Raw genomic sequence first — 18,306 nt, 5'->3', positions numbered from 1 at the left:
AATTAATTTATTAAGTAAAAAATTCACTTAGTTTTTCGTTAATCCATTCAGGATTTTGAATTGGAATGTTATGATCTCCTGTTCCTGAAAATAAGGTTGAATCAGGAATAAAGGTATTTAATAACTTCCCATCCGGTAAACAATCCGATTCATTCCCATAAAGTAATAACGTTTTATTTTTTATGAGACTCATATTTTTTTCTGTTGAAAAATTCTTATCCTTTATTAAATCTTGAGGCATCGAAGTTTCATGAAGTAAAAAATCAAATAATTTTTTACTTTTTTCAAGTTGCTTGTTATTAGGAGTAATATTTGTTGAAATACTATAATTTTTCATATAGTGTTCAATATACTCATTACCATATTTTTCAAGAATTTGCTCTGTATCTCCATTTTTATCTGTAATAGGAGAATCGATAATAGCAAGTTTTTTTATTTTATCCTGATGGTGAATTGCAGTATATAAAGCTATTAAACCACCAAAACTATAGCCTACAAGATCTACCTTTGATAAATTTAAATGATTTAAAAGATCCAACAAATCATTCGAAAGAGTTTCTAAATCATACCCATTATCAATTTTGCCGCTAAGGCCGTGGCTACGTAGATCATACATAACCACGTGATATTTTTTAGCAAGTTCCGGAGCTATATTAAAATAAAATATGGATAAATTGGTAAACATACCATGAACCATTACAATTGTTTCGGAAGCTTCCGGATTGAGTTCTAAGATGTGAGTTTTTCTGTTATTTATCTGAATTATTGGCATCTACAATATAATTAACAACATCGTTGATTGATAAATTGATTAATTGATCCATATCCATACCTGATAACCATCCATTAAAATCTATATTGTCACCATAGGTAGCTTTTACTTTTTCCGCAAATGAAACAATTTCAATACTGTCCATTTCCAAATCTCTGGTAAAAACACTTTCCGGTTCAATAGTTAATTCTTCCGCTACGTCTTCGCCAATTACCTCAGTAATAAATTTTTTAAGTGATTCAAAAATAGTTTCTTTTTGTTTTTCTATAGAGTCCATCCGATTATGAATTTATTATTATGTTTAATTGTTTTTATTATAGTTTCATTGATAGTTAAATTTTCACCATCAATAGATGTTACTTCATATTGCTTAGGATTTCCGTTTAATCCGACACCAAGCATTTTTCCATAGGCTTCTTTAGCCACCCAAAAACGAGTGCTCCATTCAGCAATATTTTCTTTTGATTTAATAAGAGTAAGTTCTTTATCTGTGAATGCAATATCTAAAAAGCCTTTATCACGTTCCTCAATGGTTTCAATATCAATTCCTATCGGCTTATTAGAGACCATACTTACCGTATTGCTTCCTTTATGAGCAATTGAAATTTCTAAAGACTCAGTTTCCGGAACCCCGTGTATGGATGGCTTATTTTTTTCGTCGTGCTGAATAGAAAATTCAATAGGGAAATATTTTATGCCATTTTGGTTATTGATGTAATCTCTAACACTATCTTTTACACATATACGGCTGATTAAAAAATCTTTTTTCTTATTTAACATTAAAGAATCATATCGACGTTTTTCTTCAGTGTTTAAATATATATGCATCAAGAAATCTTGATTTACAGCTTTTTTATATCGGTCATCGAAGAAATAAACATTCGGTGCTATTTCATTTGCCAAAATATGATCCGCCGGACTCATATTCGTATTCCATAGTCTGGTGTCAAAACCTTCAAATATTTGATTTTTCCAATTTTTAATTATACACCAAATTTTTCCGTCGCGTTTCATGATAATATCGGCAGTTGCCAATTTATCTACATAGGAGGTAGGAAGACAAATACATTCAAAAATTCCTTCTTGATCTTCTACATCTTGATAGAAATTAATTTCTTCAATTTTTACCGGAAAACTAACTTTAGATTCTCCCTCTAACATCAATTGAAGATATAAGCCATAAAGTTGACCAATAGTATCCATTAAAGAACCTTTACCAAAGGATTTCTTAACAATGGCTCTTAATCCTTTTTTAGAAATGTTTGTAACTTCTAAAATACCTTGATATCCGGGACCATGGAACATATGATCTTTATAAATAATTTCCGGAGTAGGGAGAGCTACCGCATTTTCTCCAAAATCAATATTTTCAAGATAAGCTGGGTCTACATTTGGATATGCATCTCCTAAAGTTACATCTCCATTTGCGAAATTTTTGATTTTCAAGGAAACTACATTTTCAGTTTTCCATGTTCCTTCAATGGTATGTTGGAAAGGTTTATATACTTTCATCCATTGGAAAACACTTACAGGTCCCAAACGAAGAACCTTTTTATTTAAGTTTTGTTTATGAGCTGCTTCTATTAACAGTTCAAAAGTCATGGTCATAGGTATAACCGGACACATATCTTCAACAACTTTCCAATTTTTAGGTTGTCTGAATAAAGAATGATCTATTATATAAGGATAATTCTTTAAGTCGATATCTAATTTTTCTTCAAAAGAACTTCCAACTTTTATCTCTTGAGTAACCGTATTAGGAATAATTGGTTGAGGAGCATATTCTTTTAAGGGTACAAAATCAGTAACTAAATGATCAGAATTTGATGCAAATGCTTTTCTTGTTTCAACCATTTCAGTAAATTCCTTTTGCATGAGAATAAGTTCTTGAGTATACTCATTCATCGCTTGAATAACAGGATGATTGGATTTAATGAAAAGAGAATTTATAGAATCTGATTCGGTAGTATGAATTTTATATTTATTGGATAATTCCTGTAATAAAGGAAAGTTTTTTACTAAAGATTGGTTTTCAAAAACTTGAATTTCTTCGATAGAAGAAGTTTCCTTGTTTTTAAGACCTATGAAAGAAGTATTAATTTTTTTACCTTCAATGAATAATAAAGAAATTACCCTTCTCAATTGTTCCAAAGTTGAAAGTTTAGGAGCTGTAGCAGATATTGCAGCATATTCTTTATTTTTAAGAATATCATCCACAAAACCAATTAAGCTTCCACTTCCTATTTGTATAAAAAATCTAACATTTTCTTTTTCATATAATTTTTCAATTAATTCACGAAAAAGAACGGCTTGAGTTAGATGTTGCATGGTTAATTCTTTGAAAGATTCAAAATCATGCGGGTAAACATCTAGGGTAGTGGCCGACCAAACCGGAATGTCATTTTTTTCAATCTTAATGTAATTAAGATCGTCCAGTAAATAAAGCTTCTTTTTTAGGAATGGTGAATGAAAGCCCGATTTAAAATCTAAAACTTGATAAAATATACTTTTAGATTTTAAGATTTGTATTAATTGATCTTTTGCTGTTTCAGTTCCACACAAAAGAACTTGGTTGGGACAATTATCATTGGACAAGTAAAGATCCTGGACTCCATCTAAAATGGGATTTACTATTTCTGTACCGGCACCTACGGCGATAAAATACACATCGTCCATATTGTATTTTTCCGGATCCATTGAATTTAATAAATTTTCAACGGATTCATCAGAAATTAGACCACCTGATTTTGCTGCGAACCATTCTCCTAAACTATGCCCTGCAGTTAAATCGGGTATTATACCCATTTTTTTTAACGCTCCGTCTATAATTTCACCTCCGTGTAATTGTTTAAAAGACTGGTCAAGTAATAAATTACCCGTAATTCTTTCTTTGGGAATTTTATACCCAAAATATTTTGCAATACTTTCTACTTCCGGATTAGATGAAGGATCGAATCCCGGAAATAAGAAAGCTATTTTTTCATTATTTCTTAAAAGAGGTTTGTTTGAGAACCAAATATCTTGTCTTCCTTTCCAAGGCTTATCTTTTGAAATTAATTTTTTAGCTTTTTCAATACGATCCGATGTCGGATTAAAAAGAACTAATCGATAAGTACCGTTTGGATCAGATAAAGAAAAATCTCTTTTATCTAATGCTTCAATTAACGCCTCTTTAGATGAAGCGGAAATAGCAATCGCTTCGTTGTCAAAAATCGGAATTGATAAGTTGTTTTCCTCGGCATGGCTATGTGCCTGTAAAACAACGTGTGCACTCATTCCATCAATACCAAATGTGCTTACCCCTGCATGTAATGGAATTTCTTTTTCATTCCAATCGATTATTTCAGTAACAGGTGAAATTTGTGTATTTTTTAGTGAATTATTAGGATTTTCACAATTCAGAGTTACAGGGATTTTCTTATTATATAAAGAAAGTGCGGTTTTAATTAAACCTGCCATACCGGACGCAGAAAGAGTATGTCCAATATTGGATTTTACCGATCCGATTAAAACTTTTCCATCTTTGAATAGTTCAGAAAGCACATCAATCTCAATTTTATCATCGCTTTTAATAGCTGTACCGTTAGCCTCTATATATCCGATATTTTCAGATTTAACTTTTGCATTTTTCCAAGCCTCCTGAATAGCAGTTTTTTGTCCGTTTGAAAAATTATTGCTATTGGAAGCAATTCCCACCCCTTTAATTACAGCATAGATACGATCATTATCGGAAAGAGCTTTACTTAATTTTTTTAGTACAATAAATCCGGCTCCTTCGCTTAACAAAATACCGTCAGCGTCTTCATTAAAAGGTTTAATTTCTTGTTTATGAGATAATAAACCCGATTTGGAAAACATACTCCAATAAGGAGAATTTTGGCTAAATTGCATACCTCCTGCGATTGCAATTTCGACCTTATTAGCAAGTAATTCCTGTATTGATTGTTCAACAGCAAGTAATGAACTTACTTCGGATGCATCGATGGTATAGGCAGTACCTTCAGTATTAAAATGAGAGGAAACTATTCCCGCAATTGACTTTGTCGTATGTTCAAGTTGTAATTTGTTTTCTTGAGCCCCTTTATCCTTTTGAAAAGCCTCTTTAACTTTTTCAATGTCTTGATCGGAAATGGACGGAAGTATATTTTTAACGGCTAAAGCAAGTTGCTCACTCGTACGAACAATATCGATCCATTTTAAGTCATTGGAACTAATGTAATTTTCTTTTCCGATTATAATCGAAGACTTCTTTAAAGAAATATTTTTTTCAAATACAGAAGCATCCTCTAATGCTTGATAGACTAATTTTATTACTAAAAGTTGTGTAGGATCTAAGTGCTGTACCTGTTCCGGTGTTATTCCTATTTTAGATGGATCAATTGTAATAGGAGGAATAAATCCTCCTTTATTACAATAAATATGATCTAATTTATTTAAATTATTTTTAAAGTAGATTGAATCAATTTTTTCTTCAGGAACATCAGTTATGGAAGAAGTTCCTTTCAATAAATTGTTCCAAAAATCATTGATATTATTTGCTCCTGGAAGGAAACAAGACATTCCTACAATTGCAATATCTGTATCTTTCATAGTTTATACTCAGATTCCGAAAAATTGTTTAACTCCTTGATCACTTCCTCCCATAATTAAAACTTGGTTGTCATTACCATATTTTAATTCGTTAACGAATTCACGAGCTCCTTGTTTTAAAGGAATCATAGCAACACCTCTTTTATTAAATTCATTTTCCAAAGAGCTGGATACCATTCCTGCTCCTTTCCAAGGCCCCCAATTAATAGCTAAAACTCTGGCGTTGGTTTTTCCTTGGATAGCCCACGAAGTCATGTCAAACACGCTGTTGGCTGCGGCATAATCAGTTTGTCCTCTGTTACCGTATACAGAAGCGATGCTGCTGAAGAAAATAATGAATTTAATATCACTATGAAGTTCGTCTAACAGTACGTGTAAAGGATTTATTTTTGTAGAATAAACTTGTTCGAATGCTTCAAGGGTTTTATGTGTAAATAATTTATCAACTAAAAGTCCTGCTGCATGAATGCATCCGTCAATTCTACCATATTGTTTGTACGTATCTTTTATAAATTTCCTTAGTCCTTTTTCATCTGTTACATCTAAAGAAACATACGTCACTTTAGAGCCTGATTTTTCAATTTGGGCTATGGTTTGTATTATTTGATTGGTTTTATCAATTTTTTGAGCTTTTTTCTCTATTTCAGTAGGAGTTTTCATTTGCTCTTCATTGATAAGATATTTACGGATTTCATTTTTATCTTTTAATGAAATGTATTTTTTATCTTCCTCAGTAGGTTTAGCGGAACGTCCTACCAAAATATAATGACAAGGATATTCAGATGAAAGTTGATTAGTTAATTCAGCGGTAATTCCTTGAGCGCCTCCTAAAACAAGTACTACGGATTCTTTATCTAGATCTAATTTAGAGCTTCCATTTACAACAAGAGCTTCAGGTACTAAATTAAAACGAAAACGTTCGGTATCTTTATAAATGACTTCAGCAGAAATGTCTTTTGCTTGTATTTCATTTAAAACTATTTCCGTTAAATTTTTAGAAGTAAATACAGTATTAGATATAATAGCTCTACAATTTATTTTAGAATATTCACGAGCTAAACTTTTGATTAATCCCGGAAACCCTTGAATTTTCTTTAATTCTTTGATATCTTTTTTACCTTCTAAATCACCCATCAGGTCGCTGAAGCTATAGATCCATTGAATACGATCCATATCAGCACTTTTTATAAGAGTAAAAGCATCTTTAATAGTATAATGCTTAGATGATTCTGAAACATCTAAAATAAGGAGACCGTCGTAGTTTGAAAGATTTATATTACTGTCTGAAATGATATCTACTGTAGCTCCTTTTGCTTCTAAAGCTTTTTTAAGATCTTTAGCCATAGATTTTCCATCATCAGTAATTGCAAATTTTTTGCCTTCTATTTCTATTTTATCTGATGAATTAATTGGATATTTCTCAAGTTCAAAACGAGTTCTTAAAAGTGGTTCGTCTTTAGCTGAATCAAGGTTTTTTTCTAATTCTGAAATTGATTCTGCATCAAAAGATATTTCATTTACAGCCGGTGCAGCTGCAATTTGATTGTCTGTTTTTTCTGAAGAATCTCCATTTGCTAAATCTTCAATCCATCCGATAACCCCGTTTAATGTTTTTATAGAGGCCATTTTTTCGATAGCATCTTCAGATTCTTCAAAATCAGAAGTAATATTTAATCTTTCTCGTAATGCTCCAATAATTTCCATTCTTTTAATGGAATCGATACTTAAATCAGCTTCTAAATCTAAATCCAAACCTAACATATCAATTGGATATCCGGTTTTTTCACTTACGGTATTAAGGAGAGCATCTTTAATCACTTCCAAAGAAAGGGCTTCTTTTTTAGCACTTGGAGTTGCTGCAGGTAAAATATTTGTAGCTACAATAGCTTCTTGAGATACGGGTTGATCTGATTTTACTAATTCTTCAACCCATCCGATAACACCGCTAAGTGTCTTAATAGAAGCCATTTTTTCGATAGCATCTTCAGATTCTTCAAAATCAGCATTGATTTTTAATTTTTCCTTTAAAGCTCCAATGATTTCCATTCTTTTAATGGAATCTATACTTAAGTCAGCCTCCAGATCCATGTCTAAACCTAGCATATCAATAGGATATCCGGTTTTTTCACTTACTGTATCAAGCAAAGTGTCTTTGATTACTTGAATTGATAAAGCAGGAGCTGAATTTTGAGCAACTGTATGTACCGGTACGGCGACTTGAGCCGGAACAACCACCGTTGGTTGAGGGGTAGCGATTTGAGTGCTTTGAGTAGGCACTTGAATAGTTGTTGTTGCTTGAGGAGCAGCAATAGTTGTTGGATTTTGACCAAAGTATCCTAACATGACGTCTCTTTGGTTTTGTATCATAGATCTCATGTTACCTAAATATTCAAGGATAACATGATCCGCTTGAGTAAGATTGTTATTCATGGTATAAGTATCGGAAATAGCTCCAAAATTTAAATTTATCGGTTTGCTAATTGGAAGTGCTCCGTTAGGAGGAAGGCTTCCTACGGAAGGAATAGCATAATGGCCATTGATAAGCCAGTTTGTAGCTCTCTTTTTATATTTTTCCGGTTCATCAAAATTTATAGAAGTAACTTTTCTACCTTCAAATAGTTTTTCAAGATTTATATTTCTTCCGGTAGCAATATATTTAGCTAATGCATTAAGTAAAAAGGTAATTCCTTCTTTTTCTTTTTCTTCGGTTTGAATTGTAGTAATTTCTTGAGCACCTAATGTAGATTGAACAAGATTTATGAGAACTTTACCCGGACCGGTTTCAATGAATACACGAGCACCCTCTGCATACATATTAGTAACCTCTTTGGTAAAGTATACTGGATTAATTAAATGCTCAGCTAAACGATTTTTAATTTCTTCAGGTTTGGAAGGGTATAATTCTGCAGTTGTATTAGACCATATGGACAACGTTGGAGAAGTAAAATCAACAGAAGAAAGCTCTTTCAAATATAAATCTTTAGATTTATTCAATAGTGGACTGTGGAAAGCACAATCTACGGCCAATTCTCTGTAAGTGATTTTCTTATCCGTAAGTTTCTTCATAAACTCAGTCATTGCAGCAGTAGAACCGGCAAGAATGGTTTGTTTATTAGAATTGAAGTTTACGGCCCAAACTTCTTTTTCTCCTTCAAGTAATGATTTTATTTCTACTTCCGGTAGATTTAATGCAATCATTTTACCCTTATCTTGTCCAACAGCATCTAAAATTGCATGGGCTCTTTTTCTACTTAAAGAAACTAATTCTTCAGGTTTGAATACTCCTGCAAAACAAAGCGCAGGAAGTTCTCCATAGCTGTGTCCCGCAACCATATCCGGTTCAATTTCTAAAGATCGTAAAAAACTAGCGATCGCATAATCAACGATGCCTAACGATGGCTGGGCATTTTGAGTTTTTGTGATCGTAGTTTGCTGTAATTTCTTACTTTCATCATCAAAAACTGCATGAGGGAATAATATTTTTTCAACCTCTTTATTTTGAATTAATAAGGATCTCATAGCTGGAAAAGCCACAAAAAGATCACGAGCCATATTAATTCTTTGACTTCCTTGTCCTGAAAATAAAAAGGCAACTTTACCTTCCTTAGGATCCCTTAGATAAATCCCCGCTTCTTCTTTATTGGAAAGAAGAGATTCAATTTTATCTTTTAATTCAATGGTATTGGAAGCTACTATAGAAGCTTGAATATCTTTATTGTTATCAGTTGCTAAACTATAAGCTATATCTTTTAAGTTTAGAGAACTGTTTATTTCAATTAAATTTTTAACTTTTTGAGCAATTTGTTTGGCTTCTTGTAAGTTATCTCCTTTGAAAACAAATAATTCGGAAGGCCAAGAAGTTAAGCTGCTTGTAGTAGGAATTTCTGATTTATAATTTTCCATTACAACATGGAAATTGGTTCCACCAAATCCAAAAGCACTTACACCGGATATTCTTCTTTCACTGCTCCAGATTCCCGCTTTAGTATTAAATTTAAACGGACTGCTTTCTTTGTTATAAAAAGCATTCGGATTAGTTAAATTGATAGTCGGCGGTTGAATACCGTAATAGGTTGCTAAAGCCGTTTTAATCAATCCGGCCATACCGGCAGCACATTTAGTATGTCCGATTTGAGTTTTTACAGACCCTAAATGAGTTTGTCCCACTAAAGCTCCGGACTCTAAAAACATTTCAGTCAATGCGCTTAATTCTGTTTTATCACCTACAACAGTTCCTGTTCCATGAGCTTCAATTAATTCAACTTCTGAAGGTAAAACACCTGCATGTTTATAGGCTCTTTGTAGAGCTTTCATTTGACCTCTTTTATTTGGAGCGGTCATACCTAAGCTTTTACCGTCACTGCTGGCACCTGTTCCTCTTATTACGGCATAGATTCTGTCTCCATCGCGTTCTGCATCTTCCAATCTTTTAACCACAATCATTCCAATTCCTTCTCCTAAAGCAATTCCATCAGAATTAGCATCGAAGGAAGCACATTTTCCTTTTCTTGATAAGGCATGTGTTGCAGAGAACATTAAAAAGTCATTTAAACCATTATGTAAATCTGCTCCCCCTATGATGGCAATGTCTGTTCTATAATTTTGTAATTCTTGGCATCCTATATCTACTGCTGCAAGAGATGCACCACAGGCAGCATCAACAGTATAGTTGGTACCCCCTAAATTTAACCTGTTGGTAATTCTACCGGCCACCACATTGGATAAAACCCCCGGGAAGGAATCTTCATTAAGTTTAGGAAGCATATTTTTAAGTTCCTCAGGAAGATCTCCGAAAACTTGTTTTGCATATCCTCTGAATCCATAACTTGAAGCTAATTCGGTTGCTCCTTCTGCACCGATAATAACAGATGTATTTTCTCCATCGAAAGTTTTCATGTCATAACCGGCATCTTCCAATGCTCTTTTAGCTACTAAAAGGCTTAATAACTGCACCGGTTCTATGGAAGCTAATGATTGAGGAGGGATACCAAATTCTAACGGGTCAAAATCTATGGTTGGTATAAAACCACCCCACTTAGAGGAAACGAAATCAGTATCTCTGGTGTCGGGATTATAGAAAAGTTCTTTATTCCATCGGTCATCAGGAACTTCGGTAACACAATCTTTACCGGACAAAATATTTTTCCAGTATTCCTCTAACGTTTGGGCTTGAGGAAAAATACCTGCCATACCTACAATTGCCAATTTAGAACCACTAGGTTCTTTAGTTGGTTCTGTAAGATTATCTAATTTTGAAAGAACTTTATTGTTTTCTATTGCTACGTCTTTGTGGAGTTCTTTTATGGTAGTTGAATTGCCTCTTAAAGCACCAACCTGTCCAATCATAAATACCCCTTTATTTAACTGGTCTTCATTGGATAGTTTGATAAGTTCTTTACCCTGTCTTTCAATTCCTTTTGCAGCAATTCTTTGACGTCCCAAGTTCATTTCTTCAAGTTTCAACCAAACTTCTTTGGAATCTAAACCTTCCGCAAATAATCGTTGTTTTTCTTGATCGAATAATTTGGTAAAAGGGGTAGGTAGAGCTCTGGTTTCTTGACCTGGAGCCGCTTCTAGTAAAACGGTTTTATCATGTGCTACGGATTGTTTTTGATATTCATCTGAAATAGCACCCGTTTCCACAGCTTCTTTTGTAAATAAGTAAGAAGTTCCCATCAATATACCAATTTTAGCTCCTTTTGCTGCTAGGGATGCAGACATAATAGAGATAAATGCGGAAGAAAATGCATCATGAATTCCTCCTGCAAAGAATATATTTAATGTACTTGGTTGGTCGTCTTTTAATAAACGATAGATTTGTTTTTCCCAAAGAACCATACTTGGTAAAGGACCAACATGTCCACCGCTTTCTCTTCCTTCAAAAATGAAATTTCTGGCACCTTCTTTTAAGAACATGTCCAGTAATGATACAGATGGTACATGTAAAAATGCTTTGATACCTTCTTTTTCATAAGGTTTAGCTAATGAAGGCCTACCACCTGCAATGATAATAAACGGAGGTTTATTTTCGAGGATGTATTTCATTTGCTCTTCGCGCAATGGTGCCGGAGCAAAACCTAAGATACCTACTCCCCAAGCCTTATCTTTTAATAGAGCATGTGTTTTTTCAACAGCATCTTTAGCTGCTTGTCCAATCATCAAGCTCATTGCTATAAATGGAACCCCACCTTCATTGGCAATTTTTTCAGCAAATTCAGGTACGTCACTAACTCGGGCCATAGGACCTTGAGCGATTGGAAATCTGGTTCCTAATTCTTTCGCAAGAGGGCTGTTCTCTCCGATTATATTTAAATTTTTAGCTTGCAATAAATGCCCATAGGCAGCTTCTTGAAAAGCTATAATTAAATTTTCAAGCTTTTTGTATCGTTCTACAAAATCCACGGATAAGCAAATATCTTGCCCCATAGGAATTATATTTTGAGAAAGATCAAGGCCGCCTAGAAAAGGTAAAATATCTGCATATTTTGCTTGTATTGGTAATTCCGGTGAATTTTTTCTAAGTAGGATTCTGAAATTGTCAATAATAACAGTTTCGCTTCCACTCAGTTTGTTAAAAATGTTTTTTAAATCTTTTGATATGCTACATTCTGGAAAAAGAGCAATTTGACTATCCAGTATGATACCTTGTGCCCCCATTGCTAAGGCGGCAGCAGAGGTATGAATACCCATTCCTCCTTGTATGTAAATTTTAGTTTTTAATTTTTTGTGCTTGTTTTTAATTCCTTGAAAAAGAACGTATGAGGATTCATAAGCCACTTTTCCTGCTCCTTCATTTCCTTTTAATATAATTGATTCTACCCCTTTTTTGATAGCTTCTTCTGCCTCATCCAAAGAGTGAACTTGATGAAAAATTTCTATATTTTTTTTAACAGAAATTTTAAAATTAAAGGGAATAAATATTTTTGTTACATTTTCAGGAAGTGTAAGGTCAGCCATTGATTCTGACACAAAACATACACCAAATGATTCTCTTGTTTTTTCAGAAAGTTCATTTAAACTTTGAATAGCTTTGTTTTTATCTCTTCCTAAATGTAGAATTGGAAAAGCCCCGGTTTTAATAGTTTTTAAGGCTAGATCAACGTCAGGTAATTCAAAAGGAGAAAGAACAAATAACTCTTTTTTTTCTTGCATGGCTTAAAAAAATTGTATTTAGTAAATATTTAACTTATCAATGTTTTTTACTACTTAAGATAATCTAGGATCATATAGTATTAACTAAACATATTCCCCGTGTTATTAAAGGGGGGAAATCGAATCGCAAATATAATCAAAAAAAAATAATTTTAACATTTTGTTAATATTAATTTATATTAAGTTTTTGATCTTGCGAACCTGCCAAATAAAGATGATTATAGCTAAAATAGTAGAGATTGTATCGGATAATGGAATGGAGTACCACACTCCGTTTAATTTTAAGTAGTTAGGTAGAATAAATAATGAGGGTACAAGTAGTAAGAATTGTCTGCTCATACTTAAAATAAAAGCAATAACAGCTTTTCCAATACATTGAAAAAAATTCGAAATAACCATTTGTATGCCGCTTAATGGTAATGTAATGGTCATTATTTGTAAAGCTAAAGATGCTTCTTTTGCTAATTTTGGGGAAGGATTAAAAGGTTGAACAACAAGTCCAGGGAATAAAAAACCGAATAAAAATCCTAGACATCCAATAAAAAATCCGGTTTTAAGACTATAAATTAATGTGTCCTTAACCCTATTTATATTTTTCGCTCCGAAATTATAACCTATAATAGGTTGCATCCCTTGAGTTAAACCTACTAATACCATTATAAATACCATGATCAGTCGATTAGCTATGGTATAAGCTTCTATGGCTGTGCTGCCTCCGTAAACATTAAGCCTGTTATTTATGAATAAAACAACAACAGATGCAGCAAGTAACATGAAAAAAGGAGCAAACCCCACATTAATTATGGACCATATGATCTTATAATTGGGTTTTATGCTTTTCCAGTGAAAATATACAATGGAATTAGAATTAAAAAAATGTTTTAAAACGACACCCAAGCCTATCGCCATGGAAATATTGGTTGCTATGGCAGCACCTTTCATTCCCCATTTCAATACAAATATAAAGATGGGAGCCAAAATAATATTGGCTACAACACCTATAAGCATCATATACATGGCTTTTTTAGGATATCCTGATGCTCGCATGATACTGTTGAGAGCATAATTAACGGTTAAAAATATATTTCCCGGAAGATAATAGAGTAAAAATTCTTTTGCAAATGGGAATGTTTGAGGAGTAGCTCCAATACCAATAAGTATCGGATCCATGTAGGCATACATACCAACGATTAAAAAGAAAGTTAATGCGGTAGCTAATAAGATGGAATTTCCCAATACAATATTGGCAGATTTCATATCTTTTTGGCCTAGAAAAATTGAGGTACGTGTTGACGCTCCGGCTCCAACCAGCATACCTATTCCTGAGATAAGGTTCATTATGGGAAGAAGAACTCCCAGTCCTCCTATAGCATGATCTCCCAAATTTTCTCCATGACCTATATAAATACTGTCAATGATATTGTATAAAGCAATTACTATAGTTCCTATGATGGCCGGAACGGCATATTTCCAAATAAGTTTGCCGGGTTTTTCATTCTCCAGCTCTGAAATGTTTTGAGATTTATCTATAGCTTCCATTCGTAATAATAAGATCGTCTGTTTTTTAATAAATAGTTAGTTAAGTAAAGGGAAAGAATAGATTATTAATCTTCATAAAAATATTAATAATCTATTCCATATAGTTTTTGAGAAAGGTTAATCTTTCACTAATAAGCGAAAACCTTCTCCATGAATATTTACGATTTCTACATTGTCGTCATCTTTAAGTAATTTTCTGATTTTAGCAATGTATACATCCATACTGCGAGAAGTGAAATAATTATCATTATGCCAAATTTTAGTTAAGGCTTCTTCTCTTGGCATAAGATCATTTTTATACTTGCAAAGAAGTTTTAACAGCTCATTCTCTTTAGGAGATAATTTATGCATTTTACCGTTAACCTCTAATTGTCGTAATTTGGTATTAAATTTAAAATTGGAAATTTCATAAATTTCTTTGTCTTCATTTTCAGAATTAACGGAAGAATTGGAATTCCTTTGAAGAACGGCATTAATTTTATACAATAAAACTTCAGAATCAAACGGTTTAGTTATATAATCATTAGCGCCAAGTTTATATCCGGTAAGAATATCCTCACGCATGTTTTTAGCTGTTAAAAAGATAATCGGAACATCCGGATTAATGTCAATAATTTCTTTAGCTAATGTAAATCCGTCTTTTTTCGGCATCATTACATCGGAGAGACAAATATCAAAATTGTCTGCTTTAAATTTTTCTAACCCGTCTTCACCATCAACAGATAGAGTTACATCGTAATCGTGAATAGAGAGGTAATCTTTTAAAACAGCACCAAAACTTGGATCATCTTCTACTAATAATAGCTTTACTTTTTTATCCATGATATTTTTAATTTAGAGGAATACGTACAATAAAAGTGGTTCCTTTATGTAATTTACTAACAACTTTAATACCACCATTATGTAACTTAATAATATTTTTTACGTAGGCCAAGCCTAATCCGTGACCTTTTACATTATGTATGTTTCCGGTTTCTTCCCGATAAAATTTTTCAAATATTTTTTTTATAACGTTTTCAGACATACCTTTTCCTTTATCTGAAATTTCAACTACGTAATCATTTTTATCGTTGTAAGTTTTAACCGAGATTTCAGGTTTTTCCAATGAATATTTGTTCGCGTTGTCTAATATGTTAACAAAAGCATTGGTAAGATGAAATCCATCCACATTTCCAATATATTTATCTGCTAAATACTCTTCTTTGATTGTCCCCCCTCGTTGTTCCACTTGTACCCGAACAGTTTTAATGCTGTTTTTCAGGATTTGTCGAATATCTGTTTCTTTTCGGATCAGTTGAAGTGCATTTCGTTCAAGTTTTGACATTCTCAAAACCATCTCCACTTGTTTTTTCATTCTATCATTTTCTTGCTTAATTAAAGAAGTATAGAATTTCATCTTTTCCGGTTCTAATTGAACTTTCTCCGAATTTAGCGCATCCGTAGCAATATTAATGGTTGCTATAGGAGTTTTGAATTCATGAGACATATTATTTATGAAATCAGTTTTTATTTCAGAAATCTTTTTTTGCTGGGACATATAATATATAGAAGCAATATATATAGCTATAATGACCAAAGTAGAGGCTATGGTTACCCCAATAGCTCCCAAAATAGGATTTAGTACGGAATATTGTTTAGAAGGGAAATAAACGGATAAATAATATTGGGTATTATCTTTTCCGTCAGAAAATAAAACTACATTATAATTTTGAGTAAACTTATTACTTAAGATAAAATCATCACTATGGATTTTAGTTAATTTAAGTTTATTGTTGAGCACTCCGCATTTGAATTCAGTATTAATATTGTGCTTTTTAAGTTCTAAGCTAACCACTGAATCTATTAGCTGCATGTTAATCCTGGATTCCAAACTCATCTGGTTTACACTCAATCTTGCAAATTCGTCCAAGGTAAATTTAGGGCTTACAAAACTATTTTCAATATTTTTTTCAATCGGTCTAATATTGGTTTGAAGAGAATCTTTTTTAATTTTTAATACGCCTTCATCCGTTAGTAAATTGGTGATTTTTAAAGTATCTTTTTTTGAAAAAGGAATGATAAGAGGCTTTTTATTGACGATTGTTTTTTTATAAATGATGTATTTAACAGACTGTGAGTCAATAACACTCATGGCTGTTTGGATGGTGCTGGAATCTTTTTGATTATTAATGTCTTGATAGAAATTAGTAAACGGTTTGTAAAACTTATTAATCTCTATAGTATTAATTTTTTTGGAAGAATTATTTAGTGCTTTGTATACACGAGATGAAAAATCCTGTTCACCTGCATCTATAGCTTGTTTCAGCCAAAAAATCTGCAATCCCACAAAAACTATAAGGGAAATGGTCATTAATCCCGATAAAATAGGGATGAAACGTTCCTTCATAGTACAAAATTAATCATTTTAACCGATGAAATTTACGACATATCGAAAATTTTCAATATTTTTAAAATCTTATCTGATCAAAAATAAAGCTAAAGAAATATTTAGTACGTTTAAAATATTATATGGAGAATAATTTTAAAAATGATTTAAATTTGTACGTCTATAACTATATTATATTATGCACCAAGAAGAAAAAAAATCTTTAAATTTTTTAGAGCAGATAATTGAAGAAGATTTAGAAAATGGTTTTCCTAAAGAGAAATTAAGGTTTAGATTTCCACCTGAGCCTAACGGCTATCTTCATGTAGGCCATATCAAAGCCATTTGGATAAATTTTGGATTGGGGCAGAAATATAATGTACCCGTTAATTTACGATTTGATGACACTAATCCGGTTAAAGAAGATCAAGAATATGTTGACGCGATTAGAAAAGATGTAGAATGGCTGGGATATACTTGGGATAAGGAATGTTATGCTTCTGATTATTTTCAACAGTTATATGAGTGGGCTATAAAATTAATTAAAGAAGGAAAAGCATATGTTGATAATCAAACTTCGGAAGAGATGAATGAACAGAAAAAAAATCCTTTTGAAGAAGGTATCGAAAGTCCTTATAGAAACAGGAGCATAGAGGAAAACCTTGATCTTTTCCAAAGAATGAAAGAAGGAGAATTTGAGGAAGGAAGTTGTGTACTTCGCGCAAAAATAGACATGAAATCCCCGAATATGAATATGAGGGATCCGGTAATGTATCGTATTTTAAAAAAACATCATCAAAGAACCGGTAACGAATGGTGTATATATCCTTTATACGATTGGACACATGGAGAATCAGATTACATAGAGCAAGTTTCTCATTCTTTATGTTCGTTGGAATTTGAAAATCACCGACCTTTATATGAATGGTTTTTGGATCAGGTATACGATCCATCAAAAGTTAAAAGTAAGCAGCGTGAATTTGCCAGATTAAATTTAAGTTATACGATTACCAGCAAACGAAAATTATTGCGTTTAGTAGAAGGAAATTATGTATCCGGTTGGGATGACCCGCGAATGCCTACCGTATCGGGTATGAGAAGAAGAGGATATACTCCTGAAGCTATCAAAGATTTTATGGAACGAGTAGGAGTGGCTAAAAGAGACAACATTATTGATTTTGCTTTATTAGAATTCACGGTAAGAGATCATCTTAATAAGATTGCTCAAAGAGTCATGGCTGTGGTCAATCCGGTGAAAGTTGTAATCACTAATTATCCGGAAAACTCAGAAGAAAATGTTACTATTGAAAACAATCCGGAGAATAGGGAAGCAGGAGAAAGAGAAGTTCCTTTCTCAAGAGAAATATATATAGAAAGAGAAGATTTTATGGAAGAAGCTCCTAAGAAATTTTTCCGATTGACCTTAGGAGGAGAAGTCCGATTAAAAGGAGCTTATATAATTAAAGCAGAATCTGTAGAAAAAGACGAAAACGGTGTAATACAAACCATTTATTGCACGTATGACGATAAAAGTAAGAGCGGAAGCGGAACAGAAGAAAGCATGCGAAAAGTGAAAGGTACTTTGCATTGGGTATCCGTTAAACACGCATTACCTATAGAAGTGAGAATCTATGATCGATTATTTAAAGAAGAATCTCCGGATACACAAGAAGGTGACTTTTTAAATTTTTTAAATCCGGATTCTTTAAAAACTATTCATGGTTTTGCAGAACCCGGCTTAAATGGTACAAAAATTGGAACAAAATATCAATTCCAAAGACTTGGGTATTTTGCAGTCGATGACGATTCAACAGAAAATCATCTAATTTTTAACAGAACTGTAACATTAAAAGATACCTGGGCGAAAATCGCTAATAAATAAAGTTTT

8 protein-coding genes are annotated in these 18,306 nt (G+C 32.7%); 1 reads left to right on the top strand and 7 read right to left on the bottom strand.

Annotated elements, in window-relative coordinates:
• Positions 1-10: 10 nt before the first annotated feature.
• The 7 genes from C4S75_RS00080 to C4S75_RS00050 all read right to left on the bottom strand — a co-directional run bounded on the left by C4S75_RS00080 (position 11) and on the right by C4S75_RS00050 (position 16,439).
• Complete coding sequence (locus C4S75_RS00080) at positions 11-772, bottom strand: alpha/beta fold hydrolase (RefSeq protein WP_105296283.1); 762 nt, start codon at positions 770-772, stop codon at positions 11-13.
• A complete protein-coding gene (locus C4S75_RS00075) occupies positions 750-1,049 on the bottom strand; it encodes an acyl carrier protein (protein WP_105296282.1) in 300 nt (99 codons plus the stop codon). Before C4S75_RS00075 ends, C4S75_RS00080 begins: the two co-directional genes overlap by 23 nt.
• The gene (locus tag C4S75_RS00070) at positions 1,037-5,362 is read right to left on the bottom strand and encodes a type I polyketide synthase (RefSeq protein WP_105296281.1); all 4,326 of its coding nucleotides are present in this window, start codon (positions 5,360-5,362) and stop codon (positions 1,037-1,039) included. Before C4S75_RS00070 ends, C4S75_RS00075 begins: the two co-directional genes overlap by 13 nt.
• Before the next feature lie 9 nt (positions 5,363-5,371).
• Positions 5,372-12,514: a type I polyketide synthase gene (locus C4S75_RS00065; RefSeq protein WP_105296280.1), complete on the bottom strand. Its 7,143-nt coding sequence runs from the start codon at positions 12,512-12,514 to the stop codon at positions 5,372-5,374.
• Positions 12,515-12,688: 174 nt separating this feature from the next.
• Positions 12,689-14,053 carry an MATE family efflux transporter gene (locus C4S75_RS00060; RefSeq protein WP_221404039.1) on the bottom strand — a complete coding sequence of 455 codons (1,365 nt, stop codon included), beginning with the start codon at positions 14,051-14,053 and terminating at the stop codon, positions 12,689-12,691.
• A 117-nt stretch (positions 14,054-14,170) separates the two neighbouring features.
• Positions 14,171-14,875, bottom strand: a complete 705-nt coding sequence (locus C4S75_RS00055; RefSeq protein ID WP_105296279.1) for a response regulator transcription factor — start codon at positions 14,873-14,875, stop codon at positions 14,171-14,173.
• 7 nt (positions 14,876-14,882) lie between these two features.
• Entirely contained in the window at positions 14,883-16,439 is a 1,557-nt protein-coding gene (locus tag C4S75_RS00050) for a sensor histidine kinase KdpD (protein ID WP_105296278.1), read from the bottom strand.
• A gap of 178 nt (positions 16,440-16,617) precedes the next feature.
• On the opposite strand from C4S75_RS00050, the gene C4S75_RS00045 reads away from it, so the two are divergent.
• A complete protein-coding gene (locus tag C4S75_RS00045) occupies positions 16,618-18,300 on the top strand; it encodes a glutamine--tRNA ligase/YqeY domain fusion protein (RefSeq protein ID WP_105296277.1) in 1,683 nt (560 codons plus the stop codon).
• Positions 18,301-18,306: the final 6 nt, after the last annotated feature.

Source organism: Apibacter sp. wkB309, assembly GCF_002964915.1.
GTDB lineage: Bacteria > Bacteroidota > Bacteroidia > Flavobacteriales > Weeksellaceae > Apibacter.
This window is presented reverse-complemented; position numbering and strand designations above follow the sequence as displayed.

Coding starts and splice junctions, on each gene's coding strand:
- C4S75_RS00050 (WP_105296278.1), bottom strand. CDS start 16,439: ATGAAGGAACGTTTCATCCCTATTTTATCGGGATTAATGACCATTTCC.
- C4S75_RS00060 (WP_221404039.1), bottom strand. CDS start 14,053: ATGGAAGCTATAGATAAATCTCAAAACATTTCAGAGCTGGAGAATGAA.
- C4S75_RS00055 (WP_105296279.1), bottom strand. CDS start 14,875: ATGGATAAAAAAGTAAAGCTATTATTAGTAGAAGATGATCCAAGTTTT.
- C4S75_RS00070 (WP_105296281.1), bottom strand. CDS start 5,362: ATGAAAGATACAGATATTGCAATTGTAGGAATGTCTTGTTTCCTTCCA.
- C4S75_RS00065 (WP_105296280.1), bottom strand. CDS start 12,514: ATGCAAGAAAAAAAAGAGTTATTTGTTCTTTCTCCTTTTGAATTACCT.
- C4S75_RS00075 (WP_105296282.1), bottom strand. CDS start 1,049: ATGGACTCTATAGAAAAACAAAAAGAAACTATTTTTGAATCACTTAAA.
- C4S75_RS00080 (WP_105296283.1), bottom strand. CDS start 772: ATGCCAATAATTCAGATAAATAACAGAAAAACTCACATCTTAGAACTC.
- C4S75_RS00045 (WP_105296277.1), top strand. CDS start 16,618: ATGCACCAAGAAGAAAAAAAATCTTTAAATTTTTTAGAGCAGATAATT.